Genomic DNA, 17,925 nt, shown 5'->3' with positions numbered 1-17,925 from the left:
GAGTTCTTGTTCTGTTGTATCGCTGATTAACTCATTATTGCGTAAAGCCGCGTTCGACGCACCGCAGAAGAGTGCAGACTTCCTCATCGGCAGTCTGCTCGAAGTTGTCGTAGCCCTGGCCCACCGCGCTGAACCACTTTGGGGCACCAGGACATACGACATCGTCGGCGTAGTCGCGCAATTCGGCGATCGTGTCGGGCGCGCCGATCGGGGCGGCCAGCACCACGGTGGCGGCGCCGTGCGCGCGGGCCACCAGGCAGGCCGCGCGGGCGGTGGAGCCGGTCGCGAATCCGTCATCGACGATCACCACGACCCGGCCGGTCAACGGAATCGGGGCCCGGTCGCCGCGGTACATCTCGACGCGACGCCGCAGTTCGGTGCGCTGCCCCGCCTCCACCTCGGCGATCTCGGCATCGCTGAGCACCACATGCCGCAACACCGAATCGTTGAGCACCCGCACGCCGCCCTCACCGATGGCGCCGAACGCCAGTTCGGGCTGGCTCGGCACGCCGAGCTTGCGCACGACGAGCACGTCCAGCGGGGCCGAAAGCGCCTTCGCGACCTCGAAAGCCACCGGAACGCCACCGCGCGGCAAGCCGAGGACCAAGGCGTCACGGTCCCGGTAACCCAGCAGCCAGCCGGCCAGCCCTCGGCCGGCGTCGGCCCGATCGGCGTAGCGCCGCATACTGTCCCATCTTCCGCCCAAACCGACGTTTGGGCGGAAAAGTGCGAGACGTTGACGCCAAAACGTCGATCTCGGCGCCGCCTTACGTAGAGCTCTCCAGCCTGGTGACGAAATCCTCGAGCGCAGCAGCGAACTGCTCGGCCTGCGCGAGGGGCCAGTCGTCGAGCACCTCGTTGATGACGTGGGTGAGATTGCTGCGCGCCCTGGCTACCGCCTTGCGGCCGGCCGGCGTGAGTTCCAGCAGGGTCGCGCGCGCGTCGGCGGGGTCGGGGGCGCGCGCGATCAGACCCGCGGACTGCAGCCGGGTTGCGTACCGCGTCGTCGCCGTCCGATCCAGGCCGATAACCGCGGCCAGTTCCGTCGCACTGGCCGGGCCGGTCCGCGCCAAACCGGACAGCACCGGATACAACGTCGCGTCCACTCCGGCGACACCGTCGACCAGTCGGCCGTACAGATGCACGCGATTACCACGCTGGAGCAGCCTGCCCAGCGCCGATTGCACCCGCGCTGCCGCGGACGATCCGACCATGCTCGAAATAATACGTGACAATTGCACGCATCCGGCGCTAGCCTTTCAATATGCGTGCAAGTTGCACATATCGAAGGAGGGTCGAAGCATGGAGATCACCAGTGCCAGCGACATGCTGGCCGACGGCGCCGACTCGGCTGTGCTCAACGGGGTCGAGGTACGCAAGGGCACAGTCGCCGCATGGGTCGCCAACGTCAAGAGGCTCGAAGCGTTGCAACCCGACGACCCCGACTACCCCGAATTGGTCGCCCTGCTACGTCGGGACGCGGCAAAGGTGAAGGCGGTCGGGGTGTTCGACGTGCTGGTACCCCGATCGCCCCGCGTCGCCGAGATCATCGACGGACTGTGACCGCGGCGATCAGGCCAGCGATTCCAGCCAGGCCCGGTGCAACGCGGCATAGCGGCCCTGCGAGTCGATGAGGTCAGCGGGCGGACCGTCCTCCACGATGCGGCCGTGCTCGAGCACGAGCACCCGGTCGGCGATCTCGACCGTCGACAACCGGTGGGCGATGATCAGCGCCGTCCGGTCGGCCAGCACCGTCCGCAGCGCGCGCTGCACCAGCCGCTCACTCGGGATGTCCAGCGAGGACGTCGCCTCGTCGAGAATCAGCACCGCCGGGTCGGCGAGGAACGCCCGGGCGAACGCGATCAGCTGTCGCTGCCCGGCGGACAACCGTCCCCCGCGGGTCGCGACGTCGGTGTCGTAGCCCTCGGGCAGCGCCGCGATGAATTCGTCGGCCCCGACTGCGGTCGCGGCGGCGTGCACTTCGGCGTCCGTGGCCGAGGGCCGGCCGAACCGGATGTTGTCGGCGACGGTTCCGGAGAACAGGAAGTTCTCCTGGGTGACCATCACGACATGGCGGCGCAGGTCGCTTTGCGCGAAGTCCCGCAGATCGACACCGTCGAGGGTGACCGCCCCCGACGTCGGGTCGTAGAACCGCGCGATCAGCTTGGCGATGGTGGTCTTGCCCGCACCGGTGGTGCCGACGAGCGCGACGGTCTGCCCGGCCGGCACGAGCAGCGACAGCCCGGGCAGCACCGGGCGATCCGGCACATAGTTGAAGTCCACGTCGCGGAAAGCGATCTCACCGCGAATCCGCTCCGGGCGTACCGGAACCGCCGGGTCGGCGATCGCCGGCTTCTGGGCCAGCACCCCGGCCAGCTTCTCCAACGCCGACGACGCCGACTGGAAGGTGTTGAAGAACTGCGAGATCTCCTGCATCGGTTCGAAGAACATCCGCAGGTACAGCAGGAACGCCGCCAGGGTGCCGATCGTCATCTCGCCGTGCAGCGCCCGGTACCCGCCGTAGAGCAACACCAGGCCGGTGGTGAGGTTCCCGACGAGCTTGACCGCAGGCATGAAGATCGCCAGCTGCCGGAACGTCTCTTCGTTGTCGGCGCGGTACCGGTCGGCGACCTCGTCGAAGATCTCCTGATTGCGCGGCTCGCGGCGGTAGGCCTGCACCGCCTTGATACCGGTCATCGTCTCGACGAACTGCACGATCACCAGCGCGGCGCTTTCCCGCACCCGGCGGTAGGTCTTGGCCGACTCCGAGGAAAACCACCAGACCAGCGCGACCAGGATCGGGAAGGCGGCCAGACACAACAGGCCGAGCCGGACGTCGAGGACGACCAGCAGGATGGCCGTGCCGAACAGGGTCAGCACGGCGGTGATCAGGCTGTCGAACCCGGTCTCCAGCATGTCCTGGATCGCGTCGACGTCGTTGGTCAGCCGGCTGACCACCCGCCCGGAGGTGTAGCGGTCGTGGAAGGCGACGTCGAGGCGCTGGAAGTGCCGGAACACCCGTCGGCGCACCTCCAGCAGCACCCGCTGGCCGATCCGCCCGGAGCGGTTCAGGAACACCAGCCGGCTGATCGCCTGCACGCACACCACACCGCAGAGCACCGCAACGACGATGATCAGTTCACGCGCCGAGCCACCGGCTACCAGGGGTGGGATCGCGTGGTCGATGCCGCGCTGAACGAGCAGCGGAACCGACAGCCGCGCAACGTTTTCCACGATGACCACCAGCGCGAGCAGCCCGACGGTCCTCTTGAAGGGCGCCAGCAGCGAGCCCAGCAGCGCGCGTGCCTCACGGCGGCGCGGCGTGACCTCATCGATGGGCAGGTCGTCGGGCTGCTCGTCGAGCCGGCCACGCCATTCGGTGGCGGTCATCGTCGCCTGCCTTCCAGCGACGCGTAATCGGCGGTGCGGCGGGCAGCGCCGCGCTCCTCACGGGACTCGTCGTAGGTGCGATCGAGTCGTCGGCGCTGGTCGTCGTCTTCCCACCCGGGCCGGGGCTCACAGCCGTCGTCGAGCTCGTCGTCGGCGGCCAGCAGGAAGCGGTAGCGCGGCACGGTGGCCAGCAGTTCGGCGTGGGTGCCAACGTGGGTGATGGTGCCCGCCCCGTCGACCGTGTCGATCAGTGCGACCTTGTCGGCCAGCAAGACCGTCGAAGCGCGGTGGGCGACCACCACCGCCGTCACACCGGCAAGCACCCGCCCCAACGCCTCAGTGACCTCGGCCTCGGTGTGGACGTCGAGGGCCGACAGCGTGTCGTCGAGGACCAGAATCCGCGGTTCGGCCAGGATCGCGCGGGCCAACGAAAGCCGTTGCCGCTGACCGCCTGACAGGCTCATGCCCTGTTCGCCGATCCGCGTTTGGAGGCCGAACGGCAGGTCGTACACGAACTGCGCGGCGGAGATCTCGATGGCCCTGGCGAGATCGTCGTCGGTGGCCTCTGGGCGTCCCAGCCTGAGATTCTCGGCCACCGACATCGAGAACAGCGTCGGGTCCTCGAAGGCGGTGGCGACGGTCTCGCGCAGCGCCTCCAGGGTCAGCTCGCGAATATCGGTGCCGTCGATGCGGATCGTGCCCTCGGTGACGTCGTAAAGCCGGGGCAGCAGCGAGGCCAGCACCGACTTGCCCGAACCGGTGGCGCCGACCAAGGCCAGGGTCTCCCCCGGTTCGACGGTGACGCTGACATGGCGCAGCGCGAAGGTCTCACTGTCCGGGAAGCGAAAACCGACGTCGGCGAGCTCCAGCCGTCCGCCGCGCGGTGCCACCGCGCTGGGCCCGTCGGTGATCTCGCGGGGCGCGTCGAAGATCTCGGCGATCCGGTTGGCCGCCGTCATCGCCTCCTGGGTCATCGACAGCAGGAAGCCGAGCGAGGCGATCGGCCACACCAGCGACAGCATCATCGTGATGAACGCGACGAGGGTGCCAAGGGTGACCAGGCCATGCCCGGCGGCGTAGGCCCCGAAGCCCAGCACCACGATCAGCGTGAGGTTGGGAATCACCTCGAGCAGGGTCCAGAATTTCGCCGACACCGCGACCTTCTGGATCTGGGTGCCATAGAGCGTGCTGGCCTGCTCGTCGAAACGGTCGTAGACGTAGTCTTCGCGGCCGAAGGACTTCACCGCCCGCAATCCCAGCGCCGATTCCTCGACCTGGGTGGCGACGTGGCCGGCCTGGTCCTGAGCTTGGCGAGACAGCCGGGTGAAGGCGCGCTCGAAGTGCAGCACGGTGAGGGTGATCGGCACGATCGAGACCAGCACCACCACGCCGAGCGGCCAGTACATGGCCAGCAGGATGATCGTGACGACGGTGATCTGCAGGACGTTGAGGATGAGGAAGACCAACCCGAACGAGAGCAGCCGCCGAATAACGCTGAGGTCGTTCATGATTCGCGACAACAGCTGACCAGACTGCCAACGGCCGTGAAACGACATCGGCAGGATCTGCAACCGGGCGTAGAGATCCTTGCGGATATCGACCTCCACCCCCATGGTGGCCCGGGCGACCAGCCAGCGGCGAATGAACCACAGCACGGCCTCGGAGACGCCGATCGCCATGGCAGCCGAGCCGACCACCCACAGACCGTGCTGGTCGTGGTGGCGTACCGGCCCGTCGATCACGGCCTTGGTCATCAGCGGGATGGCGACGGTGGCCACCAGGCTGGTGACGGCGACGGTGACCATCGCGATCCAGCGCGCGCGGTACGGCATCAGATAGGGCAGCAACCGGAACAGATCAGAAGCGCCCCGCGGCGCCGGTCGCGGCGCGGCGATGGCCGGATTCGGGCGCCTCGCGCCCGATTCAGGAGTCACCACATCCACCGCGTCAACCATTTCCTTAGTCATCGACTACCGCTGAAAGAGAATTGAGGTCCGGCCAATACCTTCAGCACCCCCCGCGTTTGATGATCGCACGCACGGCAATCGGTTATCGGTCACAACATCCCCACGCTAAAACCTGAACAATGCTTGAGGTCAAACCCTTCCCCCGGATGTGCCGTGTCGCGGCGGCCTCCCACGGGTACGAGCTTCGATCAGGCAAGATATGGGCCATGGACAGTAGTTCGGCCGCACCCCGAGTACTGGTGGTCGATGACGATCCCGACGTGCTCGCATCGCTGGAGCGCGGGCTGCGGCTCTCCGGATTCGAGGTGGCCACCGCCGTCGACGGCGCCGAAGCCCTGCGGTCGGCCACCGAAACCAGACCCGACGCGATCGTGCTCGACATCAACATGCCGGTGCTGGACGGCGTCAGCGTGGTGACCGCGCTGCGCGCGATGGACAACGACGTCCCGGTCTGCGTGCTCTCCGCCCGCAGCTCGGTCGACGACCGGGTTGCCGGCCTGGAGGCCGGGGCGGACGACTACCTGGTCAAACCGTTCGTGTTGGCCGAGCTGGTGGCCCGGGTCAAGGCGCTGCTGCGCCGGCGGGGCGCGACGGCGACGTTCTCCTCGGAGACCATTCAGGTCGGCCCGCTCGAGGTCGACATCCCGGGCCGGCGAGCCAGGGTCAACGGCGTCGACGTCGACCTCACCAAGCGTGAGTTCGATCTGCTGGCGGTGCTCGCCGAACACAAGACGGCCGTGCTGAGCCGTGCCCAGCTGCTCGAGCTGGTGTGGGGCTACGACTTCGCCGCCGACACCAACGTCGTCGACGTCTTCATCGGTTACCTGCGCCGCAAGCTCGAGGCCGGCGGCGCGCCCCGACTGCTGCATACCGTGCGCGGCGTGGGCTTCGTGTTACGCACCCAGTGACGTCGTGAAGCTCGCGCGTATCTTTCGCCGCACTCCTTCGCTGCGCACCCGGGTGGCATTCGCGACGGCGATCGGCGCGGCGATCGTGGTGACCATCGTCGGCACCATCGTCTGGATCGGCATCACCAACGACCGCCTGGAACGCCTGGACCGCCGGTTGGACGAGGCCGCAGGCTTCGCGGTTCCATTCGTTCCCCGCGGGCTTGACCAGATCCCGCCGTCACCCAACGACCAGGACGTGGTGATCACCGTCCGCCGCGGCGACAAGGTCCGGTCCAATTCCGACGTCCTGCTGCCGCGGCTCAACTCCGACTACGCCACCACCGAGGTCAACGGCGTCCGCTACCGGGTGCGCACGGTGGAGCTCTCCTATCCGGAGGCCACCACACTCGAGGTCGGCGCCACCTACGACGACACCATCGCCGACACCAACAACCTGCATCGCCGGGTGCTGGTCATCTGCGCACTCGCCGTCGGCGCCGCCGCGCTGCTGGGCTGGGCGCTGGCCACGTTCGCGGTCCGGCCGTTGCGGCGGCTGGCCGCCCAGACCCGGCAGATCGAGGCAGGCGACAAGGCGCCCGACGTCGAAATCGGCGGCGCCACCGAGGCGGTGGAGATCGGCGAGGCAATCAAGGGGCTGCTGGAGCGGATCTGGACCGAACAGGACCGGACCCAGGCGGCGCTGGCTTCCGCGCGCGACTTCGCCGCGGTGTCGGCCCACGAGCTGCGCACGCCGCTGACCGCGATGCGCACCAACCTCGAGGTGCTGACCACCCTGGACGTCACCGAGGAGCAGCGCAAGGAATTGCTCGGCGATGTTGTGCGCACCCAGACCCGTATCGAGGCCACCCTGGGTGCGCTGGAACGCCTTGCCCAGGGCGAACTTTCGACCGAAGCCGACCATGTTCCGGTCGACATCACCGAACTGCTCGACCGTGCCGCGCACGACGCGATATTTGTCTACCCCGATCTCGACGTATCGCTGACGCCCTCGCCCACGTGCATCATCATCGGCCTGCCCGCCGGGCTGCGGCTGGCGGTGGACAACGCGATCGCCAACGCGGTCAAGCACGGTGGCGCGACCCGGGTGCAGCTTTCGGCGGTCAGCTCCCGGGAGGGCGTGGAGATCGCGATCGACGACAACGGCTCCGGCCTGCCGGAAGCCGAACGCTCGGCGGTCTTCGAACGCTTCGCCCGCGGGTCGACAGCATCCCATTCGGGCTCAGGACTCGGCCTTGCGCTGGTGGCCCAGCAGGCCGAATTACACGGTGGTGCAGCCTCGTTGGAGGACAGTCCGCTCGGTGGCGCACGGTTGGTGCTGAGGTTGCCCGCGCCGCACTAGGACTCAGCCGGCGTCGCTCCGCAGATCGCGTTGGCGCCGTCGATGATCAAGGTGGTGCCCGTGACATACGAGGCGCCGGGAGTGGCCAGGTACGCGACGCCGGATGCGACCTCGTCCGCGGTGGCCGACCGCCCGATCGGGGTGGCGTTGCCCGCCGCGACCTCGGACGGCAACTGGGCCGCCGTCGCGATCCATCCAGGCAGTACCAGGTTGGCGGTGATGCCGGTCTTGGCGTAGTCGACGGCCGCCGACCGGGTCATCCCCAGCATCGCGGCCTTGGCGGTGTGATAGCCGACGTCGCCGGCATACGCGGTCAGCACACCGGCCGTCGAGCCCACGTTGACGATGCGGCCGTACCCACGTTCGACCATCCCGGGCAGTGCCGCCCGGGTGACGTAGAACGCGGTGTCCAGGTTGCGGCGCAAGGCAAGTGACCACTCCTCGTCGGTCATCACCATCAGCGAGTTGGGCTCTTCGGGGCTGTGCACCGACGCCAAGCCGGCATTGTTCACCAGGATGTCCAGCTTGCCGAACGCCGCAACCGTGGCCGCGACAAGTCCACTGGCCGCGTCGCGGTCGAACAGGTCGGCGATGTACGCGTCGGCCTGGATGCCTTCACTTGCGAGCTCGTCGGCGCGTTGGCGAACCCGGTCGGTGGTTCCGGTCACCATCACCGCGGCCCCGAGCTGACCCAGCAGCCGCGCCGAAGCGAAACCGATACCGATCTCGCTGCTCGATCCGGTGACCAGAGCCACCTGGCCGGTGAGATCGAACGCACTTGGCGTAGCGGGCATTGTGCTTGCTCCCTTCGAATTTCAGCTGTCCTGGCGACAGTAAGGCGCCACGACGGGCATTTCTAGGTCGATCGTCCAAATCTTGGACGTTCGTACAAGGTAGTAACCGCCGTGTCACACAGTCGAAATCAGCCGCCCCGAGACTGGCCCGATGAAACTCACGTCGGGAATCGCACCCCTGGCGATCGCCTTACTGCTCGTCGGCACGGCCTGTTCGGCAAAGACCAACAGCCCCAACGACAGTGCGGCGACCGCATCGACGGTACGCACTCCGCTGATGTCCGACCCACCGCCGTTGGACCCCGACACGTTCTACCAGCCCGAGGGTCTGCTGATCATGACCTCGACCTACCAGGGACTGCTGCAGTACGCGCCGGGGTCGACGAAGATCGCCCCCCTGCTGGCGACCAAGTGGGACGTCACGCCCGACGGGCTCACCTACACCTTCACCCTGCGCGACGGCGTCAAGTTCGCCGACGGCACACCGTTCGATTCCGCCGCCGCCAAGGCCAGCTTCCAACGGCGCATCGACATGGCGGGTGGCCCCGCCTACATGCTGGCCGACCTCAAAGATATGCAGACCCCTGACCCGCACACCTTCATCGTCACCCTCACCAAACCCGTTGCGCCCTTTCTGGATTACCTCGCTTCCCCCTACGGCCCACTGATGACCAGCCCGACCGTGGTCGCCCAGCACACCAGCGGCAACGACCACGCCTCGGCGTGGCTGGCGTCGCACACCGCGGGAACGGGGCCCTACGAGCTGACCGAGGCGGTCCAGGCCAGCCACTACACGATGACCGCAAACAAGAACTACTGGGGCTCGGCTCCACAGATCACCTCGGTGCAGATGCCGGTAGTGACTTCCTCAGCGGTGCAGCGACTCCAGCTCGGCAACGGTGAACTCGACATGGTTCTGCACGGGCTGTCCAAGGGTGATTACGAGGCCCTGGCCACCGGCGCCAATACCGAGGTCCTGCAGCAGAAGGCGCTGATCAAGGCGATGATCATGGTGAATCCGGCGTCGGCGGTCTTCTCCTCGAAAGACGCGCGAGCGGCATTGTCCGCCGCTCTCGATCAGAAAGCGCTGACCACACAGGTTTTCGGTGAACAGGGTGCTCCATCGACCCAGTTCTACCCAGTCGGGATGCTGCCGGACGGGGCGGTACCCGACACGCACGCCTATGATCCGTCGAAACTGGCCGCGGTCGGCAAGAACGGCGGTGAGGTCTCTATCGGCTATCCGTCGGGCGACAGCAGCCTGCAAGACCTGGCCAACCAGACCCAGGTGATCCTGCAGGCCGCGGGCTTCAAGGCGACGGTCCGAGACTTCCCGTCGGCGCAGCTGTTCGCACTGCCCCAAAACCCGGACCAGCGGCCCGATCTGTTCGCGGAGTCGTGGAATCCTGATGCCGCTCACCCCGATACCTTCTCGAGGATCTACCAATACACGAACGCGCCGGTCAACGTCGAGGGCTGCTCGGTGCCGGAAGCTGACAAGCTCCTGGACGCCGGCAGCGCCGAACCCGACCCGGCGAAATCGCAGGCGCTGTATGTCGAAGCCGCCAAGGCCTACCGCGACTCACTGTGTTGGATCAACCTGTCGGACCTGTACAACACGGTCGCCGCCCGCAAGGGCTACTCGGGTTGGCAGAGCCAGCCGGCCTGGATGTGGGACACCGACTTCTCCACCCTCAAGCGCCAGGGATGATGGCAAAGGCCGCAACGACTTCCGTTGAGCCACTTCGCAGTACCGGTAATACCCGACGCGGTGCGGCGCGCCGCACCGAGATCATCGACGCCGCGATCGAAGTGATGGCCCAGGTCGGCCTCGCCGGACTGTCGATGCGTCTGGTGGCCAACCAGGCCCAACTGCCGCTGGGTGCGCTGAGCTACTACTTCGACGACAAGTCCGACCTGATTGCTCAGGCGTTTGCCCAGCTGTCGGATCGTGAGATCGACCGGGTCGTCTACACCGCGGAGCGCCTCGAGCCGTCGATGTCGCCCGAACAGCTCGCCGATCTGGTCGCCGACATGATCATCGACGGGTTCAGCTCGCCGCGCGGCGCGATCGTCACCCGCTACGAACTGGTCACCGAGGCCAGCCGTGACGCGCGGCTGCGGCCGATGTTCGAAGCGTGGTATGCGGCAATGGTTCCCGCACTGAGTCGGCTCTTCCGCGAGCTCGGCTCGCACCAGCCCGAACTCGACGCCCGGACCGTCATGGCGGTGATGGCGGGCCTGGAGATCGACAACCTCTACCGCCCACTTGGGCCGGTGGACAAACGACGGATCCGGGCGACCCTGCGGCACGCTTTCACCGCCGTCATCGCCCTGCACGACACCGAATAACCCCACCCGACAGGAAGGCGAACGACAGATGGCAGGCAGCCTGTTCGGTCCCGACATCACCTTTCTCGGTGTCCCTCGCTGCGACCTCACCGACGAATCCAGTTATGCCGACGCCGATATCGTCATCCTCGGCGCCCCGCTCGACGGCGGAACGAGCTACCGCTCCGGCGCACGGTTCGGCCCGTCGGCACTGCGCCAAGCGTGCTACCTACCACAGGACGGCTCGCGGCCCAGCCTCGCCCTACGGGTCGACGGCCTCAAGGATCTGCGCGTCTACGACGCCGGCGACGTGATGCTCTACAGCGGCAACATCGAGCAGGCCGTGGCGATGATCGAAGCGGACGTGTACAAGATCAGCGCCGCGGGCGCGATCCCGATCATCCTCGGTGGTGACCACACCATCGCCTGGCCCGATCACACCGGGGTGGCCCGCCACCACGGGTTCGGCAAGGTCTCGATGATTCACTTCGACGCCCATGCCGATACCGGGGACATTCTCAACGGTTCACTCGTCGGGCATGGCACGCCGATGCGCAGACTCATCGAATCCGGTGCGCTGCGCGGAGACCGGTTCCTGCAGTTGGGCTTGCGCGGATACTGGCCGGACGAGCCGGTGCTGCAGTGGATGGCGGCGCACGGCCTGCGGTCCTACGAGATGACCGAGATCGTCGCGCGGGGCCTGGAGTCGTGCCTGACCGAGGCGTTCGAAATCGCCACCTCGGACTGCGAAGGTGTGTTCTTGTCGGTCGACATCGACGTGTGCGACCCCGGCCACGCGCCCGGCACCGGAACACCTGAGCCGGGCGGCTTCTCGGCCCGCGAACTGCTCGATGCCGTCCGGCGAATCTGCTACGAACTTCCGGTCCTCGGGGTGGACATCGTCGAGGTCGCACCGCCCTACGACCATGCCGACATCACCGCCCTGCTGGGCAATCGCGTTGTCCTTGAGGTGGTCTCCGCGATCGCCCGCCGCCGCAAGGACAACGCCGAGGGCACCACATGGGATCCGATGACGCCCCTGCTGGCGGGACGTGACGTCGATGAGCAGCTGAGGCGGATCACCGAGGGCGAAGAGGCCCGCCGCCGTGGTGAGGGCGGCTCCCGACCCCACCACCATCACTGATGTCCGACACACCCCGCCCACCGATCGGCGCCCTCCCCGCGACCCAGGTGCCCCGTTACGCAGGCAAGGGCACCTTCGCACGGATCGCGGATATCCACGAGGTATCCGACTACGACATCGCCGTTGTCGGTTTACCTTTCGACGGCGGCACGTCGTACCGGCCGGGCGCGAGATTCGGCCCGATGGCCGTCCGCCAGGCGGCCCGCACATTGCGCCCCGGATATCACGTCGAATTCGGTGTCGCCCCGCTGGAACAGGTGCAGATCGTCGACGCCGGCGACGTGACCATCACCCCGTTCGATATCGGCGAGGCATGCACGCAGATCGAGAACGGGATGCGCGAGATCATCGGCGACCGGGGGCGAAAGTTCGTGGCAATCGGTGGTGACCACACTGTCGCGCTACCGAATCTTCGTGCGCTGCATGCGTTCCACGGCCCACTTGCGCTGGTGCACTTCGATGCTCACCTGGACACCTGGGACACCTATTTCAACGCCCCGGTCACGCACGGCACGCCGTTTCGCCGGGCGTTCGAGGAGGGTCTGCTCATCGAGGACCACTCCATCCACGTCGGCATCCGCGGCCCGATCTACGACCGGATGGACCTCGAGGACGACGCCCGGATGGGATTTCGGATCATCCGGGCCGGGGACCTCGACGTCATGGGCGTCGAGGCGGCCGTCGACATCGTCGTCCGCCGCGTCGCCGATCTGCCGGTGTATCTCTCGATCGACATCGACGTCCTCGACCCCGCCTTCGCGCCGGGGACCGGAACACCCGAGTCGGGCGGGCTGACCTCACGGGAACTGCTGCGAATGCTTCGCAAGCTCGATGGGCTGAACGTCGTCGGCGCCGACGTGGTGGAAGTTGCACCCGCCTACGACCACGCCGAAATCACCTCGATCGCCGCCGCGACCGTGGTGTTCGACCTGCTCAGCCTGATGGTGGCCAACGGCTGAGGTTCTGCTAGCCGCCGTCGATACCGGTTGGCAGGGGGGTCGAAACGCCTGCCAGCACCGAAGACACCGGTACCCCGGAGCTGCCAAGCTGCTTCTCAGAGACGAGAGGCGGGATCATGACGATGGCAGAACTGCTGGTGATACTCCCGGCGTCAAGCTGCTTTGGGTGGATCGTCCGACGGGCGCAGCTGCGCTGCGAACGCTGGGCCTACGAGCTGGACAAGGATCTCTGACGTCACGGTGCGTCGGGTACGTAAGTCCGTTGCGCCCACTGGAATATCTGCCAGGCCTCGCGCTCGTCGAACATGTCGTGCACCCGCCGAGCCGCGTCTGCTCCGACCGGTGTGGCATCGCGCGCCTTGAGCTGGACCTCGGCGCTGCGCTCCATCATCAGGAAGTATCCGACCGCCGAGTCCACGCTGGTGCCCACCGTCAGCAGCCCGTGGTTGCGCAGAATCGCGGCCCTGGCCTCCCCGATAGCCGCCGCGATGCGCTTACCGCCGTCGGTCGAGCCGATGTTGACTTCCTCGTCGTCGAAGATCTCGTGATCGTCGAAGAACGCGCACGCCTCCTGCGAGATCGGTGTCAGCTTGGTGACCGACGCGGAAAACGGTGTCCCGTAAGGCGTGTGGCAGTGCGCGGCGGCAACCACGTCGGGGCGCGCCTCGTGCACCGGGGCGTGAATGTAATAGGCGGCCATGTTGATGTGGCCGCCGTCGTCGACCGAGCCGTCGGCGTGGACCAGGACCAGATCATCGGGGGTCATGAAGCGAAACGGCACCCCGTAGCGACCTAGCCAGAAGCTGTCGAGCCGCTCGGGGTCGCGGGCCGAGATGTGCCCGTCTCCCAGCGAGCCCCACCCCATCGCGCCGAACACCCGGTAAGCCAGCGCCAGACGCCGCTTGCGGTGCGCCCGCAGTTCGGCGGGATCGGTGATGACCGGCTCGTCGGCAGCCGGGTCGAGGAACGCGCTGTCAGCGTCCATCGTGCACCTCGCTCACCGGCATCGAATAGTCCATCAGGCGATCACATTTCGTCTTCGCTAGACTACCGAAATTGATGCGATTGAGCGCCCCAAGGTCGTGGTCGTCACCGAGCGCGACCCCGAACTAAGCCCCGGGCGGTTGCCGCCATTCGATCGGTCGCAGCAGCACGATCTCGGGCACCACACAACTGCGGGACACCCTGATCGTCATTCGGATGGCTTCGGCGATGTCACTCGGGGCGATCATCTCGTCGGCACCGACGCTGTCGCGGTAGTCGTCGGCCATCGTGGTGTTCACCAACCCCGGACAGATCGCGGTTGCCTTGATACCGGCGATCGACAACTCGTCATGCAGCGATTCGGTGAACCCGACGACGCCGAACTTGGTCGCCGAGTACGAGGCCAACGTCGCCTCGCCGCGTTTCCCCGCGTTCGACGCGATGTTGACAATCTGTGCCGATTTGCGCTGCTGCACAGCCGCTTTGAGTAGCGGCAAGGATTTGCTGGTCAGCAGGATCACTGCACGGATGTTCACCGCGAACTGCTCGTCGAGAAAGTCCGCGGTGATCTCGCCGACCTCGCGGTTGCCCGCGACCCCCGCGTTGTTCACCAGCAGGTCCAGCGAGCCGTACCGCGCGGTGTGTTCGCTGACGATCTGGTCGAGGAACGTCTCCTCGGCCAATGACCCGGACATCGTGTGCACCGGCGGACCGCCGGGGTCGGCAACCGCCGACGCCACCGCCGTCAGCTTGGCCGGATCGCGCCCGATGAGGGTGACCGCGAAGCCCTCCTCGTGCAGCATCGCGGCGATGGCCGAACCGATGCCGCCGGATGCCCCGGTGACGATCGCCGTGCGCGGTTGGCTACTCACACCGGCATTACACACGCCGAAAGCACGTCGCGCTCGGCGACCGCGCGATTAGCGGGTGGCCAGCAGGTCGATGATGAAGATGAGTGTCTTACCGGACAGCTGGTGCCCGCCGCCGGCCGGGCCGTAGGCCTGCTCGGGCGGAATCGTCAGTTGCCGCCGACCGCCCACCTTCATGCCCGGAATGCCGTCCTGCCAGCCCTGGATCAGCCCACGCAACGGGAAGGAGATGGACTCCCCGCGATTCCACGAGCTGTCGAACTCTTCACCGGTGTCGTACTCGACACCCACGTAGTGGACATCCACGACGGCACCGGGAGTGGCCTCGTCGCCGTCGCCGACCACCAGGTCCTTGATGACCAATTCGGTGGGCGCCGGTCCGTCGGGAAATTCGATCACGGGTTTCGTCACAGCACACACTTTAGCCGCCCCGAGATCGACGACAAGAGAGATCCGCCTAGGCGCTGCTGACCGACCGTTCCACCCGGCCGTCCGTCCCGAGGCGCTCCCGCGCGGTCACCGTCGACGTCGTTGCCGTCAATCGGACCCGGTCGGCGCGGAACAGGTCATAGGCGTACTCGAAGGGCCGGTCGGCGGCATCACGGGTAACTCGGGTTATCGCCACCAGCGGACGCCGGTGCGCGACGCCGAGCCACTGCGCCTCCCGAGGGCTGGCGCTGACGACCTCGATGGTCTCGCTGGACGTGGCGGGCACCAGTCCGTAACGGACGGCGAACAACTCGTAGAGCGAGCCACCCAGTGGTTGCTCCAGCAGATCCATGACATGGTCGGCGACGAAGCACGAGAAGTCCACCGACAGCGGCACCCCGTCGGCGTAGCGCAGCCTGCGGATCGCGAAAACCTCTCGGCGATCGTCGATTTCCAGCGCCGCGGCCTCAGCCGGCGTTGGTGGCCGGCGATCGGTGGCCAGCACACGGGTGGCGCTGGTGTGCCCGCCGCTGCGCAGCCGGGCAGGCAACCCGGTCAGCTCGGCGGCATTGCGTTCCACGACATCGGCGCGGACGAAGGTGCCCCCGTTGCGTCCGGTCCGCCGCTCCAGCACACCAGCGCGGCTCAACGGCAGCAGCGCGCTGCGCAGGGTGGACCGGGAAACCTCGAAGCGGTCGGCCATTTCGCGTTCGGTGCCCAACCGCGAACCGGGCCGCAGGGCGCCCTGCGCCAGCATAGAGAGGATGCGCCGTCGCACATCCTCGGCAATCGGTCCCCCCTCCGACTCCTCCATTGGACTAGGGGCGCACCGCATCCGGCGACTCCGGCAGCACCTGGCCGCCGTCGACGGCGATGGCCTGGCCGGTGATGTAGCCGGCTTCGACCGTGGCCAGGAACGCGGCGAGGTGACCGATGTCCTCGGGCTTGCCCAGCGCGCCCGCCGGGATCGCCCGGGTCATGCCCGCGATGTACTCCTCGCCCATGTCGGCAAGTCCTTCAGTGAAGATGTTGCCCGGCAGCACCGCATTCACGGTGATCCCGTGCGGAGCCAATTCGATTGCGGCCGTGCGCATGAAACCCAACTGGGCGGCCTTCGAGGCACCGTAGTGCGACCAGCGGGGAAACCCGGTGATCGGACCGGTGATCGACGACGTCAGGATCACCCGGCCCCGCCCGGAGGCGATCAGCGCATCCAGGCAGGCCTGCACGGTGAACACGTTGCCCTTGACGTTGACGTCCAAGACTTCGGACAGCTGGGCCGGGGTCATGGTGGCCAGCGGCGCCTCGGGGAAGATGCCGGCGTTGGCGCAGACGATGTCGATGCCGCCGAACGCGTCCACGACGCGGGCGGCCAAGCTCGCGCATGCCGCCGGGTCGGTGACGTCGGTCTGCACGCCCAGCACCGTGCCGGCGCCCAGCGTGTCCAGATCGGCCACCGCCGTCTCGAGTTCGGCCGCCGACCGCGCGGCGATCGCCACGTTGGCTCCTGCGGTGGCGAACACCGCGGCGATACCCCGTCCGATGCCCTTGCTGCCACCGGTCACCAGGACCGACGTCGATTGCAGATCAAACACGTGCAATCCTTTCCGCTACAGCGCAATTCATAAATATGCGAGTCACACCCGCGATCCGAAGATCGCATCCTGCAGCCAGGTCGGGTCGTCCAGATACCGCTGCGCCAGCGAAGCGGTATCAGGTGCAAATTGCTCGCCCACGCCGATCGCCGCGTCGGCGTCGTAGTGGGACGCGATCCAGGCGGTGAGCATGATCCGGCGCATCATCACGAACGACGGAATCAGCGCGAGGTGTTCGGCGGGGAACGATCCGGCCTCGAAATAGCCGGCGAGCCACTCGGCGATGATGCGTTCACCGGCCGGGGTGTCCTCGATGAACGACACCGCAGCCCCGAGATCGGCCAAATACCATGACCAGCCGCAGTCGTCGAAGTCGATCACGGTGATACCGGCCGCCGCGTCGGCAGGGTCGACCATCAGATTGGCCAGCCGGAGATCGGCGTGCACCAGGCCGAACCGATCTGGCGCGCAGCCGAAATCGGTCAGCTTCGCGGTGATGTCATCGGCGGCGCGCTGGATCAGGGCCCGGTCCGCATCGGTCAGGCCCGGCGCCAGGCGCCAGTTGCCCCACCGGGCCTGCGGGCCAAGTATGGTCTCCAGGTCCCAGCGAAACCGGGTGAAGTCACCGGGGAAGCTCCAGTTGCGGGCATGCTCGTGCATGACGGCGGTGAGCCGGCCGAGTTCGTCGAATCCGACGGCCTCGGGATCCTCCTCCGCCGTGCAGCCCGCGACGAACGTCACCGCGTCGACATGCAACGCGCCGCCGTCGACTTCGGCAACCACGACGTCGGTACCGTCACTGGCCGCGATCAGTTCCGGCGTGGCAACCGAGGTCTCGGTACGCAGGGCCCGCATCCACGCCAGCTCCGAGCGGATCGCCTCCAACGAGTGATAACCGGGCCGGTGCACCCGCAGCACGATCGGCTGGTCGTCGTCGACAAGATAGGTGGCGTTCTCGGAAAGGCTGAGCAACCGCAGCGGCGTCTCGCCGTCGCGGCCATAGGCGGGAAGGGCGGCGCGCGCGAACAACTCATGAGTCGGCGGCAGTCCCGGCATGCGACCAGTGTGGACCATAACCGCGGGACGAGCAGACCAAATCGGCACTTTTAACGTCCTGGTTTCATACGCGGACTCGGGGAAACACAGCCGAAACACGCGGCCGGTATTGGCCCGATTGTTCCTGTTGACCAGGCGATCTGACGAGAGTAACAAT

Annotated in this window: 17 protein-coding genes and 1 pseudogene; 7 read left to right on the top strand and 11 right to left on the bottom strand. The window is 67.1% G+C overall.

What is annotated here, in order from left to right; genetic code table 11:
- Nucleotides 1–37: 37 nt before the first annotated feature.
- Nucleotides 38–685, bottom strand: a pseudogene (locus SLQ31_RS05430) (phosphoribosyltransferase); the annotation flags it as partial.
- Nucleotides 686–767: 82 nt separating this feature from the next.
- Complete coding sequence (locus SLQ31_RS05425; RefSeq protein WP_319430342.1) at nucleotides 768–1,214, bottom strand: MarR family winged helix-turn-helix transcriptional regulator; 447 nt, start codon at nucleotides 1,212–1,214, stop codon at nucleotides 768–770.
- An 88-nt stretch (nucleotides 1,215–1,302) separates the two neighbouring features.
- Between SLQ31_RS05425 and SLQ31_RS05420 the strand changes: the two genes are divergently transcribed.
- Nucleotides 1,303–1,563: a hypothetical protein gene (locus tag SLQ31_RS05420; RefSeq protein ID WP_319430340.1), complete on the top strand. Its 261-nt coding sequence runs from the start codon at nucleotides 1,303–1,305 to the stop codon at nucleotides 1,561–1,563.
- 9 nt (nucleotides 1,564–1,572) lie between these two features.
- Here SLQ31_RS05420 and SLQ31_RS05415 read toward each other — a convergent pair whose 3' ends face one another.
- Both SLQ31_RS05415 and SLQ31_RS05410 read right to left on the bottom strand, forming a co-directional pair.
- On the bottom strand, nucleotides 1,573–3,390 hold the full coding sequence (locus SLQ31_RS05415) for an ABC transporter ATP-binding protein (protein ID WP_319430338.1): 1,818 nt from the start codon (nucleotides 3,388–3,390) through the stop codon (nucleotides 1,573–1,575).
- The gene (locus SLQ31_RS05410) at nucleotides 3,387–5,345 is read right to left on the bottom strand and encodes an ABC transporter ATP-binding protein (RefSeq protein ID WP_319432854.1); all 1,959 of its coding nucleotides are present in this window, start codon (nucleotides 5,343–5,345) and stop codon (nucleotides 3,387–3,389) included. Before SLQ31_RS05410 ends, SLQ31_RS05415 begins: the two co-directional genes overlap by 4 nt.
- Nucleotides 5,346–5,563: 218 nt before the next feature.
- On the opposite strand from SLQ31_RS05410, the gene prrA reads away from it, so the two are divergent.
- Nucleotides 5,564–6,265, top strand: coding sequence for a two-component system response regulator PrrA (gene prrA / locus SLQ31_RS05405; protein ID WP_094475739.1), 702 nt, complete (start codon nucleotides 5,564–5,566; stop codon nucleotides 6,263–6,265).
- A gap of 4 nt (nucleotides 6,266–6,269) precedes the next feature.
- A complete protein-coding gene (locus SLQ31_RS05400) occupies nucleotides 6,270–7,607 on the top strand; it encodes an ATP-binding protein (RefSeq protein ID WP_413641514.1) in 1,338 nt (445 codons plus the stop codon).
- On the opposite strand, the gene SLQ31_RS05395 is transcribed toward SLQ31_RS05400, so the two are convergent.
- Nucleotides 7,604–8,401: an SDR family NAD(P)-dependent oxidoreductase gene (locus SLQ31_RS05395; protein ID WP_319430333.1), complete on the bottom strand. Its 798-nt coding sequence runs from the start codon at nucleotides 8,399–8,401 to the stop codon at nucleotides 7,604–7,606. The two genes, SLQ31_RS05400 and SLQ31_RS05395, sit on opposite strands and share 4 nt — an antisense overlap.
- A 151-nt stretch (nucleotides 8,402–8,552) precedes the next feature.
- Between SLQ31_RS05395 and SLQ31_RS05390 the strand changes: the two genes are divergently transcribed.
- The 4 genes from SLQ31_RS05390 to speB (SLQ31_RS05375) are packed head-to-tail and all read left to right on the top strand — an operon-like array spanning nucleotide 8,553 to nucleotide 12,835.
- Complete coding sequence (locus SLQ31_RS05390; RefSeq protein WP_319430331.1) at nucleotides 8,553–10,112, top strand: ABC transporter substrate-binding protein; 1,560 nt, start codon at nucleotides 8,553–8,555, stop codon at nucleotides 10,110–10,112.
- Nucleotides 10,112–10,753, top strand: coding sequence for a TetR/AcrR family transcriptional regulator (locus SLQ31_RS05385; RefSeq protein WP_319430329.1), 642 nt, complete (start codon nucleotides 10,112–10,114; stop codon nucleotides 10,751–10,753). The genes SLQ31_RS05390 and SLQ31_RS05385 overlap by 1 nt, the downstream gene beginning before the upstream one ends.
- A gap of 28 nt (nucleotides 10,754–10,781) precedes the next feature.
- Entirely contained in the window at nucleotides 10,782–11,876 is a 1,095-nt protein-coding gene (gene speB, locus SLQ31_RS05380; RefSeq protein WP_319430327.1) for an agmatinase, read from the top strand.
- Nucleotides 11,876–12,835, top strand: coding sequence for an agmatinase (gene speB / locus SLQ31_RS05375; protein ID WP_319430325.1), 960 nt, complete (start codon nucleotides 11,876–11,878; stop codon nucleotides 12,833–12,835). Before speB (SLQ31_RS05380) ends, speB (SLQ31_RS05375) begins: the two co-directional genes overlap by 1 nt.
- A 235-nt stretch (nucleotides 12,836–13,070) precedes the next feature.
- Here speB (SLQ31_RS05375) and SLQ31_RS05370 read toward each other — a convergent pair whose 3' ends face one another.
- From SLQ31_RS05370 to SLQ31_RS05345, 6 genes are all read right to left on the bottom strand, one after another.
- A complete protein-coding gene (locus tag SLQ31_RS05370; RefSeq protein ID WP_319430323.1) occupies nucleotides 13,071–13,820 on the bottom strand; it encodes a class II aldolase/adducin family protein in 750 nt (249 codons plus the stop codon).
- 124 nt (nucleotides 13,821–13,944) lie between these two features.
- Nucleotides 13,945–14,691, bottom strand: coding sequence for an SDR family oxidoreductase (locus SLQ31_RS05365; protein WP_319430321.1), 747 nt, complete (start codon nucleotides 14,689–14,691; stop codon nucleotides 13,945–13,947).
- Between the two features lie 48 nt (nucleotides 14,692–14,739).
- On the bottom strand, nucleotides 14,740–15,099 hold the full coding sequence (locus SLQ31_RS05360; protein WP_319430319.1) for an FKBP-type peptidyl-prolyl cis-trans isomerase: 360 nt from the start codon (nucleotides 15,097–15,099) through the stop codon (nucleotides 14,740–14,742).
- Between the two features lie 46 nt (nucleotides 15,100–15,145).
- Complete coding sequence (locus tag SLQ31_RS05355) at nucleotides 15,146–15,931, bottom strand: GntR family transcriptional regulator (protein ID WP_319430316.1); 786 nt, start codon at nucleotides 15,929–15,931, stop codon at nucleotides 15,146–15,148.
- A 4-nt stretch (nucleotides 15,932–15,935) separates the two neighbouring features.
- Nucleotides 15,936–16,712 carry a 3-oxoacyl-ACP reductase FabG gene (gene fabG, locus SLQ31_RS05350; RefSeq protein WP_319430314.1) on the bottom strand — a complete coding sequence of 259 codons (777 nt, stop codon included), beginning with the start codon at nucleotides 16,710–16,712 and terminating at the stop codon, nucleotides 15,936–15,938.
- A 42-nt stretch (nucleotides 16,713–16,754) separates the two neighbouring features.
- Nucleotides 16,755–17,768 carry a phosphotransferase enzyme family protein gene (locus tag SLQ31_RS05345; protein ID WP_319430312.1) on the bottom strand — a complete coding sequence of 338 codons (1,014 nt, stop codon included), beginning with the start codon at nucleotides 17,766–17,768 and terminating at the stop codon, nucleotides 16,755–16,757.
- Nucleotides 17,769–17,925: the final 157 nt, after the last annotated feature.

Origin of the sequence: Mycobacterium sp. RTGN5 (assembly GCF_033804465.1) — a bacterium.
Classification (GTDB): domain Bacteria; phylum Actinomycetota; class Actinomycetes; order Mycobacteriales; family Mycobacteriaceae; genus Mycobacterium.
This window is presented reverse-complemented; position numbering and strand designations above follow the sequence as displayed.

What these genes read in the sequence shown, in the direction of transcription:
- SLQ31_RS05420 (WP_319430340.1), top strand. Translation starts at nt 1,303, where the DNA reads ATGGAGATCACCAGTGCCAGCGACATGCTGGCCGACGGCGCCGACTCG.
- SLQ31_RS05415 (WP_319430338.1), bottom strand. Translation starts at nt 3,390, where the DNA reads ATGACCGCCACCGAATGGCGTGGCCGGCTCGACGAGCAGCCCGACGAC.
- speB (WP_319430325.1), top strand. Translation starts at nt 11,876, where the DNA reads ATGTCCGACACACCCCGCCCACCGATCGGCGCCCTCCCCGCGACCCAG.
- SLQ31_RS05385 (WP_319430329.1), top strand. Translation starts at nt 10,112, where the DNA reads ATGGCAAAGGCCGCAACGACTTCCGTTGAGCCACTTCGCAGTACCGGT.
- SLQ31_RS05390 (WP_319430331.1), top strand. Translation starts at nt 8,553, where the DNA reads ATGAAACTCACGTCGGGAATCGCACCCCTGGCGATCGCCTTACTGCTC.
- SLQ31_RS05345 (WP_319430312.1), bottom strand. Translation starts at nt 17,768, where the DNA reads ATGCCGGGACTGCCGCCGACTCATGAGTTGTTCGCGCGCGCCGCCCTT.
- SLQ31_RS05395 (WP_319430333.1), bottom strand. Translation starts at nt 8,401, where the DNA reads ATGCCCGCTACGCCAAGTGCGTTCGATCTCACCGGCCAGGTGGCTCTG.
- prrA (WP_094475739.1), top strand. Translation starts at nt 5,564, where the DNA reads ATGGACAGTAGTTCGGCCGCACCCCGAGTACTGGTGGTCGATGACGAT.
- SLQ31_RS05425 (WP_319430342.1), bottom strand. Translation starts at nt 1,214, where the DNA reads ATGGTCGGATCGTCCGCGGCAGCGCGGGTGCAATCGGCGCTGGGCAGG.
- SLQ31_RS05370 (WP_319430323.1), bottom strand. Translation starts at nt 13,820, where the DNA reads ATGGACGCTGACAGCGCGTTCCTCGACCCGGCTGCCGACGAGCCGGTC.
- SLQ31_RS05355 (WP_319430316.1), bottom strand. Translation starts at nt 15,931, where the DNA reads ATGGAGGAGTCGGAGGGGGGACCGATTGCCGAGGATGTGCGACGGCGC.
- SLQ31_RS05410 (WP_319432854.1), bottom strand. Translation starts at nt 5,345, where the DNA reads ATGGTTGACGCGGTGGATGTGGTGACTCCTGAATCGGGCGCGAGGCGC.
- speB (WP_319430327.1), top strand. Translation starts at nt 10,782, where the DNA reads ATGGCAGGCAGCCTGTTCGGTCCCGACATCACCTTTCTCGGTGTCCCT.